Origin of the sequence: Sphingomonas hankookensis (assembly GCF_022664465.1) — a bacterium.
Lineage (GTDB): Bacteria > Pseudomonadota > Alphaproteobacteria > Sphingomonadales > Sphingomonadaceae > Sphingomonas > Sphingomonas hankookensis.
In genome coordinates this window covers 39643-55718 of record NZ_JAKREV010000007.1, presented here as the reverse complement: position 1 = coordinate 55718, position 16076 = coordinate 39643, and the positions used below count along the sequence as shown (strand labels likewise).

The window sequence follows — 16076 nt, the reverse complement described above, 5'->3', positions numbered from 1 at the left end:
ACACCGCGCGTCGGCAGCGAAAGCCCTACAGTCCGATCGCGTAGAGCGCGTGGTGGGCGAGGATGAAGAGGGTGCGTCCGTCCGGGCCGCCGATCAGCAGTTGCAGGGGGCGTTCCGGGACGTCGATGCGCCGCACCTCGCGACCGTCCTTGTCATACACCCACACCTGTCCGTTGGCGACGTAGAGTTCGCCGCCGGGTCCGCGTGCCACGCTTTCGCCGCCACGCGGCGCGACGACGCGCAGGTCGGTCAGCGCGCCGCCGGTCGTGACCCGGCCGCTATAGGTCAAATTCTCCGACGCGTTGGTCAGGACCGCGCGCTCGCCCGCCCGCGCGGTGACCAACCCGTAGCTGTCGAGCGTGTCGGACCAGCGCCAGCCCTGGTTATCGTCCGGCCCCTGGTTCCAGACCCGGAACGCCGGGATGGCGACCGACCCGTCGGGTGAGACATAGGCCTGCCGCTTCGCCTCGCCCATCTTGGCGGCGAAGAAGTCGGACAGCGGCGGGAATTGATACGTCTTCTGGTCGATGCGGTCGGCGAATTCGCCATTGGCCCACACATTGACCGGCAGGGCGATCGCGCCGCCGGCGCGTGGGGCCGTGGCGGGGATGGTGCGGACGTCGTCGGGTGCCCTGGGATCGATGCTGTAGACCGTGCCGTCGCGCCCGGCGCCGGACAGCACCAGCAATCGTCCCGACCGGTCGATCGTCAGGTTCACCGGGTCGAGGCTCGCCTGCGAAACGGTGGTCAGCCCTTCGGACGCGGACCAGCCGTGGATGCGCTGGTGAAAGCGGTCGATGAAGTAGAGCTTGCCCTGTGTATCCACGGCGCCGCCGGCGATCGAGTAGAAGCCGTCGGCGAGCTTGGTCACGCCGGGCGTTGCCGGAACCGCGGCAACCACCGCGGGGCGGGGGCTGGCGGGGGGCACGTCGAGTTTCGCGAACTCGCGCTCGCGTACTTCTTGGCCCGTCGTCAGGTCTTTGATCGCATTTTCGAATGGATATTTGCTGGCCCGGACGAAGGTGCCGCAGCCTTCGGTATCGCAATGCGCATAGGCGCTTTCGGCGTTCACATGGACGTTGCGGAAGCGGATATCGCCCGAGTTCACCAGCCGCACCGCCGTGTCCATCGGCTTGGCCGTCCGGGTGACGCGATAGCCGTGATAGTTGGCGAACAGGATGTTGTGGCTGTTGTGAAACTCGGTCGACACCGCATAGACGCCGTCGCGCACCTCCTGTTCGGTCTGGGGCGCCAGAAACTCCCAGTTTTCGACGTTGCGCAGCACGATCTCGTTCTTGAAATGATGTTCCGCGGATAGCTCATAGACATGGCCCGGCGTCTTGGTGTCGCTGATATAGAAGCCGGTCGACGCCAGCCCGTTCGGTGTCCAGATCGCGTTGAACGTGCCGCCGCCGCCATCGGTGACCCAGATGCTGGCCTGCTGCCCGTCCCAGCGGGCTTGCGGATCGATCCCGCCGCCACTCGCCTTGCCCTGATTATAGATCACCGGCCCATGGATGCGGACGTCGTTGATCATCGATCGTTCGCCCGCGCGCCAGATGATGTTCGACGCGCGCGGGTTCACGCCGCCGGCATAGAGGCCGAGGCCATAAACGATCGCATTGCCGCCCTTGGCGCTTTCGACCATCGCCCTGGCGCTGCCCACGCCCGCAAAGCGCGGCGCGTTGTCGGGCAGGTAGAGCTGCGTCTGGTTCGGGTGGAGCGCGATCAGGACGCTGTCGGGGCGCAGCTTCAGCGTGTCGCTGATGCGGTAGCGGCCGGTCGGGAGATAGACGACGCGGTGGGTGTCGACCGCGCGCTGCAATGCCGCGGTATCGTCGGTCTGGTCGTCGCCCTTCGCCCCGAGCGTACGGGCATTGGCCCATTCGCTGACCGGGGGCAGCAGCGGCAACGCGGACGCGGCACGCACCGGCGCGCTGGCGAGTGGATTCATGGTGATGTCGGTGGCGGTCTTGCCCATCTCTCCCACGCGCGCCACTTTCAGCCCGTGCGAGAAGTCGGCGACCCGCCATTGCGCGCCGGCGCCGGCGATGGTGCGGCCGCTTTCCCGAAATTTCGCGAACACCGGCGTGTTGATGCCGATCGCGTTGTCGAAGCCGACCTGGGTGAACACGCTCTGTTCGCTGGAGACGACGACGCCGGCATCGCGCACATTCTCGAACCGGACGTTCTTGCCCCACAGCGAGTCGGAATAGCCGCGGTCGATCTCGATTCCGACCGGAGTATCGCGGATCGCGACGTTCACCAGCGTCAGGTCGACCTCATGTTCGCGGATCGCGGCGGCGCGCTGGCCCGAAAATTCCGAATCGATCAGCGTGAACTGCCATGCCGGCGACGTCTTTTCGGTCACGATGCCGTAGCGGCCGCCGAAGAAGCGCAGATTGTCCGCCTCGTTCCCCGCCTGGTAGATGCCGGCAAAGCCCGAGCCGAGGCGGAAGTCGATGTGGCGCAGGAAGCCGTGCTGCGCGACGCGAAACCGCACCGCGACCGCCCCGGCATTGCCGTCGCCGATTTCGAAATCGACATTCGCCAGTGCCGAGTAAAAGGTCGTCGAGGTCGCATCGAAGATCGCGTCGTTGGCGGGCACGCTGGTGGGCGGCGGCACCGGTGGCTTGCCCGCACGATACTGATCCTCGCCGCTGAAGCTCAGCATCGCGCCGATCCCCTTGGCATAGCCGGGGGTGTTGTCGGCGAGGAGCAGCACGGGGCGGGTCGCCCCGACGCCGAACATCCGCACGCCGGAGCGCAGGAACACGGTGCGCGAGATGCGATAGCGGCCCGACGGCAGGAACACGACGCCGCCACCGCCGCGCTGGCGATCGGCCGCGACCGAGTCGATCGCCTGCTGGATCGCGGCGGTATCGTCGGCGCGTCCGTCGCCGACGCCCCGCACTGTTACGGCGCGCGGATCGTCGGGGGCGGTCAGGAAAACCGACGTCGATTGCGCGGACTGCGCGGCGGCAGGAACGGGGGCGAGCAGGGTCGCAGCGAACAGCAGGCTGTGCACCTTCATGGGGAGGCTCCGTCGATGGAGGGGCCCGGCGCCGGGGTCAGCCGCACACGCCGGGCAGGGGGTCAGGCGATGTGCGGTACCAGCGACTGCGCCGCGATCGCCACCTGCGTGCGGTTCTGCACGTTCAGCTTGCGCATCAGCGCCGTCATGTGCGCCTTCACCGTGGCTTCGGCGATGCCGAGGTCATGCGCGATCTGTTTGTTGAACTGTCCCGAACGGACGCCGTGGAGCACCTTTGCCTGGGTCGGGGTCAGTTGCACCTGCAGGCTGACGTCCCGTACCGGCGGCTCCGCTATCATGAGCGCTACCATTGCTGCCCTTTCATTGCTCTCTCCCTGTGCCATGACCGGAAACGCAGCCGACACCTGCGCCTAGGGCCTGTCCGATCCGTTCCGGTTGATCCGAAATCGGTTGGACAGCTTTGATTATGTCTGACTATAACGACGTTGTTCAAGCGGTTTTTTCAATAAAGTCGGTTTGATCTGTTGGACAACTCGCACGGCACGACCGCAGCGGGGCACATGGGGGGAGGGTGGCGATGCCACAGCGGACGAGTCGCGGAGTCGCGAAATGACGGGCGGGGACGACCTGCGGCTGGCCGTAGCCGCGATCGCCGGTATCGCGCTGGCGATCGTGTTGATCGTGCGCGGACGGCTGCATCCGTTCATCGGATTGTTGTGCGGTGCGTTTGCCGTCGGGCTGTTCGCCGGGCTGCCGCTGATCGACACGGCGAAGGCGGTGCAGAAGGGTGTCGGCGACATCATCGGCGGCACCGGGCTGGTGGTCGCGCTCGGCCTCTCGCTGGGCGCGATGCTGCACCTGTCGGGGGCGGCATCGGCACTGGCGACCAGTGCGCTCCGCCTGACCGGTCCGCGCGCTGCGCCATGGGCGACGCTGGGCATCGCCATCGTCATCGGCCTGCCGCTGTTCTTCGAAACGGGACTGGTGCTGCTGCTGCCGATCGTGGTCGCCGCCGCCAAGGAGATGGCGAGCGGCGCGACGCCTGCGGACCGCGACGCGGCGAAGCTGCGGCTCATCATGCCCGCGCTTGCAGGGCTAGGCGTCGTCCATGCGCTGGTGCCGCCGCATCCGGGGCCGCTGCTGGCGGTTGAGGCGCTGGGCGCCAATCTTGGCCTCACCATGCTCTATGGCGTCGCGATCGCCATTCCGATCGCGATCCTTGCCGGACCGGTGCTGGCGCGGTTCGTGACGCCGGGCGTCCGGCTGACCGAGCCGGTGCTGAGCGATCCGGTGATCGACCTGGTCACGCCGTCGCGGGCCAGTGCGCTGTTCATCGTCCTGCTGCCGATCGTGCTGATCGCGTCCGGCGAACTGGCCAAGCTGGTGCCGGCGCTGAAGGATTCGGGCGTACTGGCCGCCGCGGCGAACCCGATACTCGCGCTGCTGATCGCCAATCTCGTCGCGCTGCCGGTATTGTTCGGGCGGCGGTTGAGCGAGGCGGCCATCCAGGAGTCGATCTGGCACGAGACGATGGGCGCGGCGGGTGCGATCCTGCTGGCGATCGGCGCGGGCGGGGCATTGAAGCAGGTACTGGTGAGCGCCGGCCTGTCCGACCTGCTCGCGCGGCTGGTGATGATGTACCCGATTTCGCCCCTGCTGCTCGGCTGGCTGGTCGCGGTCGGTATCCGGCTGGCCGCCGGTTCCGCGACCGTCGCGACGATCACCGCCGTCGGCGTGATGCCGGGCGTCGTCGCCGCGTCGGGCGCATCGCCCGAGCTGGTCGTGCTGGCGATCGGTGCGGGATCGGTGTTCTTCAGCCACGTCAACGATCCGGGCTTCTGGCTGGTCAAGGGATATATGGGCACCAGCACCGCCGATACGTTCCGAACATGGTCGCTGCTGGAGACGGTAATTTCGGTCGCCGGGCTCATCATGGTCGCCGGTTTGAGCTACATCGTCTGATCGGGCGGAGACGAGGAAGACCGTGACGGGGGAAAGGCTGGCGGATCGCGCCTATACGGCGATCGTCCGGATCATCGAGGAAGACGACCTTGCGTCCGGCGACCGGCTGCCGTCCGAAGCACGGCTGGCCGAGATGTTCGGCATGTCGCGCACCATCGTGCGCGAGGCGCTGGTCCGCCTTGCCGCCGACGGCATTACCGAGGCGCGGCGCGGTGCCGGGTCCTATGTGAAGCGGCGCCCGTCGGACCGGCTGGGCGCGCATGTGCCGCTCGACGGGCTGGCAGCGACGCTCGGCACCTATGAAGTGCGGTTCGTGGTCGAGGCGGAGGCGGCGCGGCTGGCGGCGCAGCGTCGCTCGCACCACGACCTCGAGCTGATCGAGAAGCGGCTGGCGGCGCTGCGGGGGGCATTGCTGTCGAGCGCGCCGGCACATGAAGAGGACTGGCAACTCCACCGCGCCATTTCCGAGGCGACCGGCAACGACGCCTTCGTCGCGATCTTCGACCAGTTGCAGGAAGGCGTGATGCGTATCCTGCGCGCCGGGGTGGACATTTCGCGCGCGCGTCCACGCCAGGTGATCGAAGCGATGATGGAGGAGCATGACGCGATCGTCGACGCGATCCGCACACAGGACGGCGACGGCGCGGCGCTGGCGATGCGGTGGCATTTGTCGCAGGGGCGCAAGCGGTTGATGCCGTAGGGGGCTTTGCTTCGCCAGTCGTCATCCCAGCGCAGGCTGGGATCTCCCGGTGGTAGCACGCAGCAGGAGCCGCGGGAGACCCCAGCCTGCGCTCGGGTGACGGTTCCATGCAGAGGGATCGAACGCTAGATTATCGCCTCGCTGGGGGTATGCTCCGACACCGCTGCGGACAATCGCCCGACCGGCCACGTACAAGGCAGCACCAGCGCGTTTTCGTCCGGCGTGGGGCGTTCGAGCGTGGCGAGCTGGCTGTCGAGCAGGCTGGGCGGCATGTAATGCCCCCGACGCCGGGCAAGGCGCTTGGCGAACGCCGCCCGATCGCCGTCGAGCAGCACGAACAGCAGCGGCACGCCCGCGGCTTGTTCCAGACGCTCCCGGTAGCTGCGCTTCAGCGCGGAACAGGCAGCGATCGCCAGTCCATCGCGCTGGACCGCCGCGCCGATCGCCGCACCCAGCCGGTCGAGCCACGGCCAGCGATCGGCATCGTCCAGCGGATGGCCCGCCCGCATCTTGGCGACATTGGCCTCGCCGTGGAACGCGTCCCCTTCGAACCCGGCGCAGTCCAGCCGATCCGCGAGGTGGCGCATCAGTGTCGACTTGCCGCAGCCGCACACGCCCATGACGACGACGGCGCAGCGGGGCAGGGCGGCGGGGATCGGGGGCGGTGGCAGGTGATTCGTCCTTGCTGCCGACCCGGCCGATGCGGCGCGGGCGGGTTCCTTCGTGGGTGCTGCCTGCTTCGGCACGCGCTGACCACCGCGACCTTGGTCGCGGTCCCATGGACAACGCACCGTGCTAAGGAAGGTATCTACAGGGCGTAGAAGGATTATTCGATGGGCAAGGTGGCGACTTCGATCTGGTGCGGTGTCCTGCTCGCCGCGCTGCCCGTCGGTGCCGTCGCCGTCGCGCAGCCGGTGCGCGGGCCGTCAGTGTTTTTGACCGCCCCGAACGATCCGCGCGCGATCACGGTCAAGGCGCAGGGCGACGGGGTCGCCGACGATGGTGCGGCGATCCAGCAGGCGCTCGACGCCGCGGCGGCGAAGCCGGGCGGCGGGATCGTGTTCCTGCCCGCTGGCCGATACCGCATTACCCGCACGCTTTTTATCTGGCCGGGGGTGCGCGTGTTCGGCGTCGGGCGAACGCGGCCGGTGCTGCTGCTGGCGGCGAACACGCCCGGGTTCCAGCGCGGCGTCGGCACGATGGTGCTGTTCGCCGGCAATAATCCGCGAGGGGTCACGCTCGACAATTGGGGGAACCCGATCAAGGGGGCGGCGACCGTCCCGGTGCCGCCGCCCACCAGCGTGCCGTTCGACGCCAGCATCGCCGACGCCAATTCGGGCACCTTCTATTCCGCGCTGTCCAACGTCGATTTCGAGATCGGCGAGGGCAATCCGGCGACTACGGCCGTCCGCCAGCACACCGCGCAGCACACCTATCTCGCGCATATCGACTTCCGCCTCGGCTCGGCGCTGGCCGGGGTATATCAGGTCGGCAATCTCGGCATGGATTTGCGCTTCTTCGGCGGGCGCTATGGCATATTGGCGGAGAAGACTTCGCCGGCGTGGCAGTACACGCTGCTCGATTCGACGTTCGACGGACAGCGCGACGCGGCGATCCGCGAACATGACGCGAGCTTCACGCTGGTCAACACGCTGATCCGCAACACGCCCGTCGGGATCGATATCGATCGCGGCCATAGCGACCGGCTGTGGGGCAGCGACGTCCGGTTCGAAAATGTTTCCCAAGCCGGCGTCGTCATCAGCAACGAAGGCAGCGTGTTCACGCAGATCGGCTTTGCCAGTGCGCTGGCGAGCAACACCCCGACCTTCGCGCGGTTTCGCGACAGCGGACGGACGGTGGCGGGGAAGGGATCACGCTACCGGGTAGGGGAGTTCACCTATGGCCTGACCGTCGGTGGCCTGAACCAGCCGGGTACGTACGAGACGCGCTTCGATGCGGCTGCGATCGCCAGCCTGCCCAAGCGCCGCGACCCGGCGATCCGCGCGCTGCCACCGGTGGCGAGCTGGGTCGATGTGCGCAGTCTGGGCGTGAAGGGCGACAACAAGGCCGACGATACCCAGGCGATCCAGCGGGCGATCGACCGGAACCGCGTGCTGTATTTTCCCGCCGGCTTCTACCGCGTCACCGACACGCTGAAGCTGCGCCCCGACAGCGTCCTGATCGGCCTGCATCCGGGCATGACGCAGATCGTACTGCCCGACGACCTGCCCAATTATCGCGGCGTCGGGTCGCCCAAGGCGCTGATCGAGAGCGCGAAGGGCGGCGATGCGATCGTCAGCGGGTTCGGGCTGTTCACCGGCGGCATCAATCCACGCGCGACGGCGATGCTGTGGCGCGCGGGCGAACGCTCGCTGGTCGATGACGTGAAGTTCCAGGGCGGGCACGGCACCACGCTGGCCGATGGCAGCCGGTTCGAACCGTACAACGCGAACCACAGCGCCGACGCCGATGTAGCCAAGCGGTGGGACGGCCAGTTTGCCAGCCTGTGGGTCACCGACAATGGCGGCGGCACGTTCAACGGGCTGTGGACGCCCAACACCTATGCCCAAGCCGGGCTCTACGTCTCCAACACGACCACGCCGGGCCATGTCTACGAAATGTCGGCGGAGCATCATGCCCGCGCCGAGATCGTGCTGGACGGCGTGCGCAACTGGAATTTCTTTGCCCCACAGACCGAGGAGGAAGCGGGCGAGAGCCGCAACGCCGTCGCGCTGGAGGTGCGAAATTCGCGCAACATCCTGTTCGCCAACTTCCATGGCTATCGCGTTACCCGATCGATCCAGCCGGCAGCGGCGGCGGTGAAGCTGTACGGGTCGAGCGACATCCGCTTCCGCAACGTCCATGTGAACGCCGAAAGCGGCTTTGCGACCTGCGACGACAATGGCTGCGGCACCTATTTGCGGGCCAGCAAATATCCGTATGAGAATGCGCTGACCGATGTCACGCGAGGCGGGAACGTGCGGGAGCGCGAGTTCGCGGTGCTCGACATCACCGACGCGACGAAGACGATGCCTGCTACCGCGTCGATGACGCCGGTCAGCAAGCTGGCCGACGGCTTCTATTCGATCGGCGGCGGCGCGGTGGACCAGAGCGGCAAGCTGTATTTCATCGACCGCCAGTTCCAGCGCATTCATGGCTGGAGCGATACGGTCAAGCTGTCGGTCGTCGCCGATGCGCCGCTCGATGCGGTCAACCTGGCGGTCGATGGTTCGGGTGACCTGTTGGTCATGTCGTCGGACGGCCCGGAAACCACCGTCTATGCGATCGATCCCAAGGCACCGAACGCGGTGCGCCCGATCGCACCGACCGCCGCCCGCAGCGGATCGCGGGCACGTGTCGCACTGCCCGGCAGCTTCTGGAACAATGGCGAGTTCCGCGACCAGTACGACCCGGCGCGCGACCGGTTCACGACGCTGCCCGAGATGTTCGCGCGCGACATGTCTGCACCCAAGCCGCGCGAATATCTCTCGCCCGACGGCAGCATCGTCCTGCCCGCCTATCGCGTGTGGCAGCAGGGGCCGACCAACCATCTCGGCTGGCGTTTCTCCGACCTGCTCGACACCTATGGCTGGGTCACCGGCAAGGTCGGCGATCGGATCCACGTCGTCAACGCATCCGAGAACCGCACCTATACCGGGCTGTTGGGTACGGGTGGCGCGGTCAGCGAACTGAAGCCCTTTGCCCCGCGCGGCGGAGAAAGCGTGGCGACCGGTCCCGATGGCCGCGTCTATGTCGCGAACGGACAGGTATTCGTCTACGACGCCGCAGGTGCCGAGGTCGGTCGCATCGACGTGCCCGACCGGCCGCTCCAGCTGTTGTTCGGCGGCGAGGACCGGCGGACGCTCTATATCCTCACGCATCATGCGCTGTATTCGGCGCGACCCTGACGACCCGCGACACCCGCGACCATGGTCGTGGATGTTAGCGCGAACAGCATCCGCTAAATCCGACTCAACGGTCCGCTCCCGGAGGGGGTGACGGACCGGCCATGAACCTGGGGGTTGGATGATGCACCGTTTTTCGCCTGATCGCTGCCGCCTCGGCACCGCGTCGAGCCTTTTTGCCCTTGCCTGCGCCCTCGGCGCTGCGCCGGCCGTTGCACAGACGACCCCGAACGTGCCGACCGCCGTGCCGCAAGAAGTGCCGGCCCAGCCGGAACGGGAAAGCGATTCGTCGGACATCACCGTCACCGGCAGCCGCATCGTCGCCAACGGGTTCAACGCGCCGACGCCCACGACCGTGATCGGCGAAGAGCAGATCGCGAACAACGCCCAGCCGAACATCTTCAACACCATCCAGCAGCTGCCGTCGCTGCAAGGGTCGACCGGTGCGTCGACCGGTACGTTCAGCACGTCGAGCGGCACGCAGGGGCTCAGCTCCTTCTCGCTGCGCGGCCTTCAGCCGATCCGTACGCTGACGCTGCTCGACGGGCAGCGCGTGGTCGGGGCCAACGTGACGGGCGTGCCCGACATCAGCATGTTCCCGCAGCTGCTGGTGAAGCGGGTCGACATCGTCAATGGCGGCGCATCGGCCTCTTATGGTTCGGACGCGGTCGGCGGCGTGGTGAACTTCATCACCGACACCCGGTTCAACGGCTTCAAGGCCAATGTCCTTGGCAGCATCACCACCTATGGCGATGACAAGACCGCGCTGGTGCAGGCGGCCTATGGCACGTCGCTGTTCGACGATCGGCTGCACCTGATCGTCAGTGGCGAATATGATAATGAAGGCGGCGTCGGCCCCGGCAATTACGGCATCGACCTTGCCGGACGGCGCGACTGGCACCGTGCATCGACGCTGCTCAATACCGGGATCACCAATGGTCCGGGTCCGCAGTTCATCTATTCCGATTTCGCGCAGCCCTATCAATACGCCAAATACGGCCTGATCAACAACGGCCCGCTGCAGGGGATCGCGTTCGATGCCAACGGGACGCCGGTCAATTTCAACTATGGGTCGGGCGGTACGCCGCTGGGCAATGGCCGGGTATCGAACTGCTTCCCCGGCAACAGCTTCTGCGTCGGCGGCGACCTGTCGGGTGCCCCGGGATCGAGCGCGTCGCTGAAGTCCAAGCTGGAGCGGATCAACGGCTATGGCCGGATCGGCTACGACCTCGACGCGGCCAACGAAATCTACGCCACGGTCAACATCGCGCAGGTGAAGACCAGCAACCAGCCGAGTCCGGGCTATAACCGCCCCAACCTCACCGTGCAGTGCGCCAACCCGTTCCTGCCGCAGCTGGTCCGCGATCGGTGCGCGACGGCGGGCATCACCTCGTTCAACTTCGGGTCGAGCAACGGGCAACTGCCCAATCAGCTGGTCCAGACCGATCGCGACCAGTATCGCTTCGTCGTCGGTGCGAAGGGCAAGGTCGACGTGATCGGCACCGACTGGACCTACGACGCCTATTACCAGCATGGCACCACGAAGGTCGCGATCGACGTCGACCGAATCGTGCTCCAGCCGCGCTATGTCGCCGCGACCAACGCGGTGGTCCTGAACGGTGCGATCGTCTGCGCCGACGAACGCGCACGGGCGCTGGGGTGCCAGCCGATCAACATTTTCGGCAATTTCCGGCCGAGCCAGGCGGCGCTCGACTATCTGATGCCGCAGGCCGGGCCGCTGCAGCGTACGACGCTGAAACAGGATGTCGCCAGCCTCAACTTCTCGGGCCAGCCGGTCGACCTGTGGGCGGGGCCGCTGTCGATCGCCTTCGGTGGCGAATATCGCCGCGAATATTACCGGGTCCGGGGCGATGCCTATGGCGCGGGCGTTGCGGATGCCAGCCCCAACAATGCGCTGTATCCCGCCGATCCGCTGCTGAACTCGGCGCAGGGCAGCAACTGGGCGGCGGGCAACTACAAGAACGGCACCGGCAAATATGACGTGCTGGAAGGCTTTGTGGAGGCCAATCTGCCGTTGTTCGACAGCGACGCCGCCGGCCGGGCCAATCTGAACGCCGCCGCGCGCCTGACCGACTACAGCACGTCGGGTACGATCTGGGCGTGGAAGGTCGGTGGTACGTGGAAGACGCCGCTCGACGGGCTGACGCTGCGTGCGGTCACGTCGCGCGACGTGCGCGCGCCGAACCTGTCCGAGCTGTTCGCGGCCCCGACCGTCACCACCCTGCCGAGCTTCAACGATCCGTTCCGTAACGTCGCGGTGCAGGTGTTCCAGAACACGGTCGGCAATCCCAACCTGAAGCCCGAAACCGCGCGGGATACCGAACTCGGCATCGTCTATGCACGGCCATCGTGGTTGCCGGGCTTGAGCCTGTCGGTCGATTATTACCAGATCAAGCTGAGCGGCGTCGTCTCCACCCTGTCGCCCGACCAGATCGTGCGCTTCTGTTTCGAAGGGGATCAGGCCTTCTGCGGCGGCTTCCGGCTGGACGGACCGCAGGGCAGCAATTTCGTCAACGTGCAGCCGTTCAACCTGGCGTCGTGGAAGACGAGCGGCTTCAACCTCGAGGCCAGCTACCAGTGGCGCCAGCCGCTGGGCCTGCCGGGCAACTTCACGGTCCGCGCGCTCGGCACGCATGTCCGCGAATTCATCGTCGATGCCGGGATCGCCGGCGTCGCCAAGCGCGACGATGCCGGCGCCAACAGCGGTGCCATCCCCGACTGGAAGTGGCTGGCGACGCAGACCTATGACAGCGGCCGCTTCACGCTGACGGTGCAGGAACGCTGGTTCTCCGACGGCGTCTTCAACAACAACTATGTCGTCTGCCAGACGAGCTGCCCGGTTTCGACCGGCAACTACAACACGGTCAACTTCAACAAGATGAAGGGCGAGTTCTACCTAGATCTGGGCGCATCGTTCAAAATCACCGACAATGCCGTGCTGTACGGCAAGATCGACAACGTGGCGGACAACGACCCGACCCCGTCGCCGCAGACCAACACCGGGCTGGACGTGAACCCGGCGCTCTACGACACGCTGGGCCGCACCTATCGCGCGGGCATCCGCTTCAACTTCTAGGCCGGATCGACGATCGGCCGGTACCCCTGCCTGCGCCGAGGGGGTACCGGCTATCCGGCGCCTTGCGACATTCCCCAAGTCCCGTAAGCTCCGGCCATGCGCGCCACACGGAACATCGTCATCCTGACCGGGGCGGGTGTCTCCGCCGAGTCCGGTATCGCAACCTTTCGCGGCCCCGGCGGGCTGTGGGAAGGGCACCGTGTCGAGGACGTCTGCACGCCCGAGGCGTTGCGCGCGGATCCGGCGCTGGTCCATCGCTTCTACGACCTTCGGCGGGCGGCGCTGGCCGGGGTCGTGCCCAATGCGGCGCATCATGCGCTGGCGACCCTCGACCGCGATTGGGCGGGCGGCTTGCTGATCGTGACGCAGAATGTCGACGACCTGCACGAGCGCGCCGGGGCGACTCGGTTGCTGCACATCCATGGTGCGCTGGGTTCGGCGCTGTGCGCCGCATGCGGGGCACGCGCGCCACAGACGGGCGCGTTGCCGCCGGGCAGCCGATGCGACTCCTGTGGATCGGCGGCATTGCGGCCGGACATCGTGTTCTTCGGCGAAATCCCCTATGAGATGGACCGGATCGTCGAGGCAATCGGCGCGTGCGACCTGTTCGTATCGATCGGCACGTCGGGTGCGGTCTATCCCGCCGCCGGGTTCGTCGAATGGGCGAATGATCGCGGTGCCGCGACGATCGAACTCAACCTAGAACGCTCGGCAGGGTCGGAACAGTTCGACGAGAGCCGCCTTGGCCCTGCCAGCGAACTGGTACCCGCATGGGTGGCCGAGATACTGGCCGGGCAGTGAGCCTGGCCCGCGGCTTGCCGACCGGATATCGCGCGACCTGCCACCCGAGCCGCATCAGCCGTTGCACGCAGCCGATGACGGCGGTCAGCGCTGCTTCTTGGTGATCGTCGCGGTAAAGTCCGGGTCCTTCTTCGCTACCCAATCCACGAATTTGCGCACGTTCGGATTGTCCAGCAGCCCCGCTACCTCCATGCCATGCCGCTGCAATTCGGAATTGGTGAAATTGGAGATCAGCGTCTGCTGGCAGACCGGATGCATCGGCACGACATCGCGGCCACCGCGACTTTTCGGCACGGGATGATGCCAGACGATGGTCTTGCCGGTCGGTCGACCGCACAGCCAGCACGGTACCGGCGGGGGCGCGGAGTCCTCTTCCTGCGGAAGATGATCGTAGGGGTCGTGCTTCGAACGTCGGGCCATAATGCGATCTAACTGCGTTGCCTGCCCTGCCTGTAGCGAAACGATACGCTGCGTCCTATGGAAAGCCGGAGACAGGGTTAGATCGCCGGGATCGGCTGGGAGCATGATGACGAATCCGAAACCCTGGGACGCGGCATTGGTCCGCACATGGCTGGAACGGCGGTACGAGGTGTCGCGGCTGGATCAGGCAGCGGCGGACCGGCGCGGCTATGACGCCCGCGACGATTTCGACAAGGCCGCGGCCGAGGAATGGGTGTGCCGCGCGCTCAAGCGCGCCGACTGCACTGACGACCCGGCCAAGCTCGCCGCCCGTCTGAAGGAACTGATCGGACAGGACGAGTATCCCGCGACCGGTCTGTATGACGATGTCCGGTTCGAACGGCATGTCCGCGCCTATCTGCGGAAGCTGGCCAAGATGACGAAGGCGAACGAAGGCTTTGAGAACACGCTTCGCAATCAGTAAGGGGGATGGTCGGACCGATCGACCGGCCTAGCGCGTCGGAGTCGAGGCGATCCGGCACGCGGGCGTGACCCGTGACATGCCATCTTCGCACCCCGTCCTGGGCGAAATCCCCGATCGCCAATTCTGATACGGGAATCCGTCGGTTTGGTCGGGGAAGTGGCGGAGTCGGAGGTAGCGGTTCCCTCATTCGTCTTGTCCGAAACGATTGAGCGGCACCTTGAGGAAGGCGGTGCCGCACGGTTCCGTCTCGGGTAGCCGGCCACCCCGGATGTTCACCTGGAGCGCGGCGAGCATCAGGTCGGGCAGCGGCAGCGTCGCGTCGCGCTTCTCGCGGGTCGCGACGAACTCGGCTTCGTCGATGCCGTCATGGACATGGATGTTGTCGCGGCGCTGTTCGGCGACGGTCGCTCGGCCGTTCACCTCGCGACCGTCCTTCCCGTAATCGTGGCCTACATAGGTCACGGTGGTCGGAGCCAGATCCAGAATGGCGCGGATTGAACGCCAGAGAGCGTGCGCGTCGCCGCCCGGGAAATCGGCGCGGCTCGTGCCGCTGTCGGGCACCATCAGCGTGTCGTGAACGAACGCGGCGTCGCCGACCACATAGGTGATCGAGGCGAGCGTATGGCCGGGCGACAGCATGACGCGAGCATCGAGCGAGCCGATCCGGAACGTCTCGCCGTCAGCGAACAGCCGGTCCCACTGGCTGCCGTCGACGGGCAGATCAGGCAGGCAGTAGATATCCTGCCACAGCTTCTGTACCTTCACGACCTTCTCACCGATCGCGGTCTTCCCGCCCGTTTTGCCGGCGAGATACGGGGCGGCCGAGAAGTGATCGGCATGAGGGTGTGTGTCGAGCAGCCATTCGACCGTCAGCCCGTTCGCGCGTACATAGTCGAGGATCAGATCGGCGTTGCGCGTCGAGGTGGCGCCAGCGCGCGGATCATAGTCGAGAACCGGATCGATGATCCCCGCGATCTTGGTCGCGTCGTCGACGACGATATATTGGAAGCTGCCCGTGCGCTCGTCGTGGAGCGATGCGACCGTCATGCCCTCGTGGTGATATTCGATCATACATAGTCCTCCCATATCCGTCAGCTTGCCGCCCGCGACCGCGCGAACAGTCTTGCGAAATCGTCCGCGTTGATCGCGCCCATCACCAGCATCTGCCCCGCCAGGAACCCTGGGGTGCCGGACAGCCCGATCGAATAGGCTTCCTGTCCGTTGGCGCGGAGCCGCCCCGCGACCAGCCCAGCGTTTGCTGCCAGCCAGCGCATCGCGCGCGACCAGTCGCCGCCTGCGCCGATGACGACGTCGCGCAGCATGTCGTCGTCAATGATCCGGCTGTCGGTCATCAGGCTGCGATGCACCGCCGGGTATATCCCCTGTTCGGCACTGGCGAGCGCGATGCTTGCCACACGTTCGGAGGGCGGGCCGAAGATCGGCCAGTCCTTGTAGATGACCCGCACCTTGCCATCGCGCCGCACCGCCTCTTCCATCGCCGGGAAGGCGTGGCGACAAGGCCGGGCATCGATAGTCGGTAAAGACCGCAAGCCGCAGCGTGGCATCGGCGGGTCCGTCTTCGGGCGAGCCATCACCAGCCATGATCGCGTCCGCACGCGGGCCGATCGCGCGACCGATCGGCGTGGTTCGACGCAATACCTGCCTTACCGCCCAGCCCCGACCACCACGGCGCCGAGCTGCACCGCTTGTCTCCGGGTGAGCAGAGCCGGCAC

12 protein-coding genes are annotated in these 16076 nt (G+C 66.6%); 6 read left to right on the top strand and 6 right to left on the bottom strand.

Translation table 11 applies throughout. From position 1 onward, the window contains the following. Positions 1-25: 25 nt before the first annotated feature. Together MF610_RS16465 and MF610_RS16460 are read right to left on the bottom strand one after the other, a co-directional pair. The gene (locus MF610_RS16465; RefSeq protein WP_242200923.1) at positions 26-3034 is read right to left on the bottom strand and encodes a glycosyl hydrolase family 28-related protein; all 3009 of its coding nucleotides are present in this window, start codon (positions 3032-3034) and stop codon (positions 26-28) included. Positions 3035-3096: 62 nt separating this feature from the next. Beyond that, positions 3097-3345 carry a helix-turn-helix domain-containing protein gene (locus MF610_RS16460; protein ID WP_242200909.1) on the bottom strand — a complete coding sequence of 83 codons (249 nt, stop codon included), beginning with the start codon at positions 3343-3345 and terminating at the stop codon, positions 3097-3099. Positions 3346-3604: 259 nt separating this feature from the next. Here MF610_RS16460 and MF610_RS16455 point away from each other — a divergent pair, with 259 nt between their 5' ends. Together MF610_RS16455 and MF610_RS16450 are read left to right on the top strand one after the other, a co-directional pair. Then, a complete protein-coding gene (locus MF610_RS16455; RefSeq protein ID WP_242200882.1) occupies positions 3605-4957 on the top strand; it encodes a GntT/GntP/DsdX family permease in 1353 nt (450 codons plus the stop codon). 22 nt (positions 4958-4979) lie between these two features. Then, positions 4980-5657, top strand: a complete 678-nt coding sequence (locus MF610_RS16450; RefSeq protein WP_242200880.1) for a FadR/GntR family transcriptional regulator — start codon at positions 4980-4982, stop codon at positions 5655-5657. Positions 5658-5782: 125 nt separating this feature from the next. On the opposite strand, the gene MF610_RS16445 is transcribed toward MF610_RS16450, so the two are convergent. Beyond that, the gene (locus MF610_RS16445; RefSeq protein WP_242201442.1) at positions 5783-6277 is read right to left on the bottom strand and encodes a gluconokinase; all 495 of its coding nucleotides are present in this window, start codon (positions 6275-6277) and stop codon (positions 5783-5785) included. A gap of 213 nt (positions 6278-6490) precedes the next feature. Between MF610_RS16445 and MF610_RS16440 the strand changes: the two genes are divergently transcribed. The 3 genes from MF610_RS16440 to MF610_RS16430 all read left to right on the top strand — a co-directional run bounded on the left by MF610_RS16440 (position 6491) and on the right by MF610_RS16430 (position 13460). Then, complete coding sequence (locus MF610_RS16440; RefSeq protein ID WP_242200878.1) at positions 6491-9565, top strand: glycosyl hydrolase family 28-related protein; 3075 nt, start codon at positions 6491-6493, stop codon at positions 9563-9565. Positions 9566-9683: 118 nt separating this feature from the next. Further along, on the top strand, positions 9684-12659 hold the full coding sequence (locus tag MF610_RS16435) for a TonB-dependent receptor plug domain-containing protein (protein ID WP_242200876.1): 2976 nt from the start codon (positions 9684-9686) through the stop codon (positions 12657-12659). 96 nt (positions 12660-12755) lie between these two features. Then, positions 12756-13460 carry an NAD-dependent deacylase gene (locus tag MF610_RS16430; RefSeq protein WP_242200866.1) on the top strand — a complete coding sequence of 235 codons (705 nt, stop codon included), beginning with the start codon at positions 12756-12758 and terminating at the stop codon, positions 13458-13460. A gap of 84 nt (positions 13461-13544) precedes the next feature. On the opposite strand, the gene MF610_RS16425 is transcribed toward MF610_RS16430, so the two are convergent. Further along, a complete protein-coding gene (locus MF610_RS16425; protein ID WP_242200865.1) occupies positions 13545-13880 on the bottom strand; it encodes a hypothetical protein in 336 nt (111 codons plus the stop codon). Positions 13881-13986: 106 nt separating this feature from the next. Between MF610_RS16425 and MF610_RS16420 the strand changes: the two genes are divergently transcribed. Further along, entirely contained in the window at positions 13987-14343 is a 357-nt protein-coding gene (locus tag MF610_RS16420; RefSeq protein WP_242201441.1) for a hypothetical protein, read from the top strand. A 183-nt stretch (positions 14344-14526) separates the two neighbouring features. Here MF610_RS16420 and MF610_RS16415 read toward each other — a convergent pair whose 3' ends face one another. Continuing rightward, positions 14527-15414 (bottom strand): MBL fold metallo-hydrolase, encoded by an 888-nt coding sequence (locus MF610_RS16415; RefSeq protein WP_242200863.1) that lies wholly within the window; start codon positions 15412-15414, stop codon positions 14527-14529. A gap of 20 nt (positions 15415-15434) precedes the next feature. Continuing rightward, positions 15435-15935, bottom strand: a complete 501-nt coding sequence (locus MF610_RS16410) for a DsbA family protein (protein WP_242200861.1) — start codon at positions 15933-15935, stop codon at positions 15435-15437. Positions 15936-16076 lie beyond the last annotated feature (141 nt).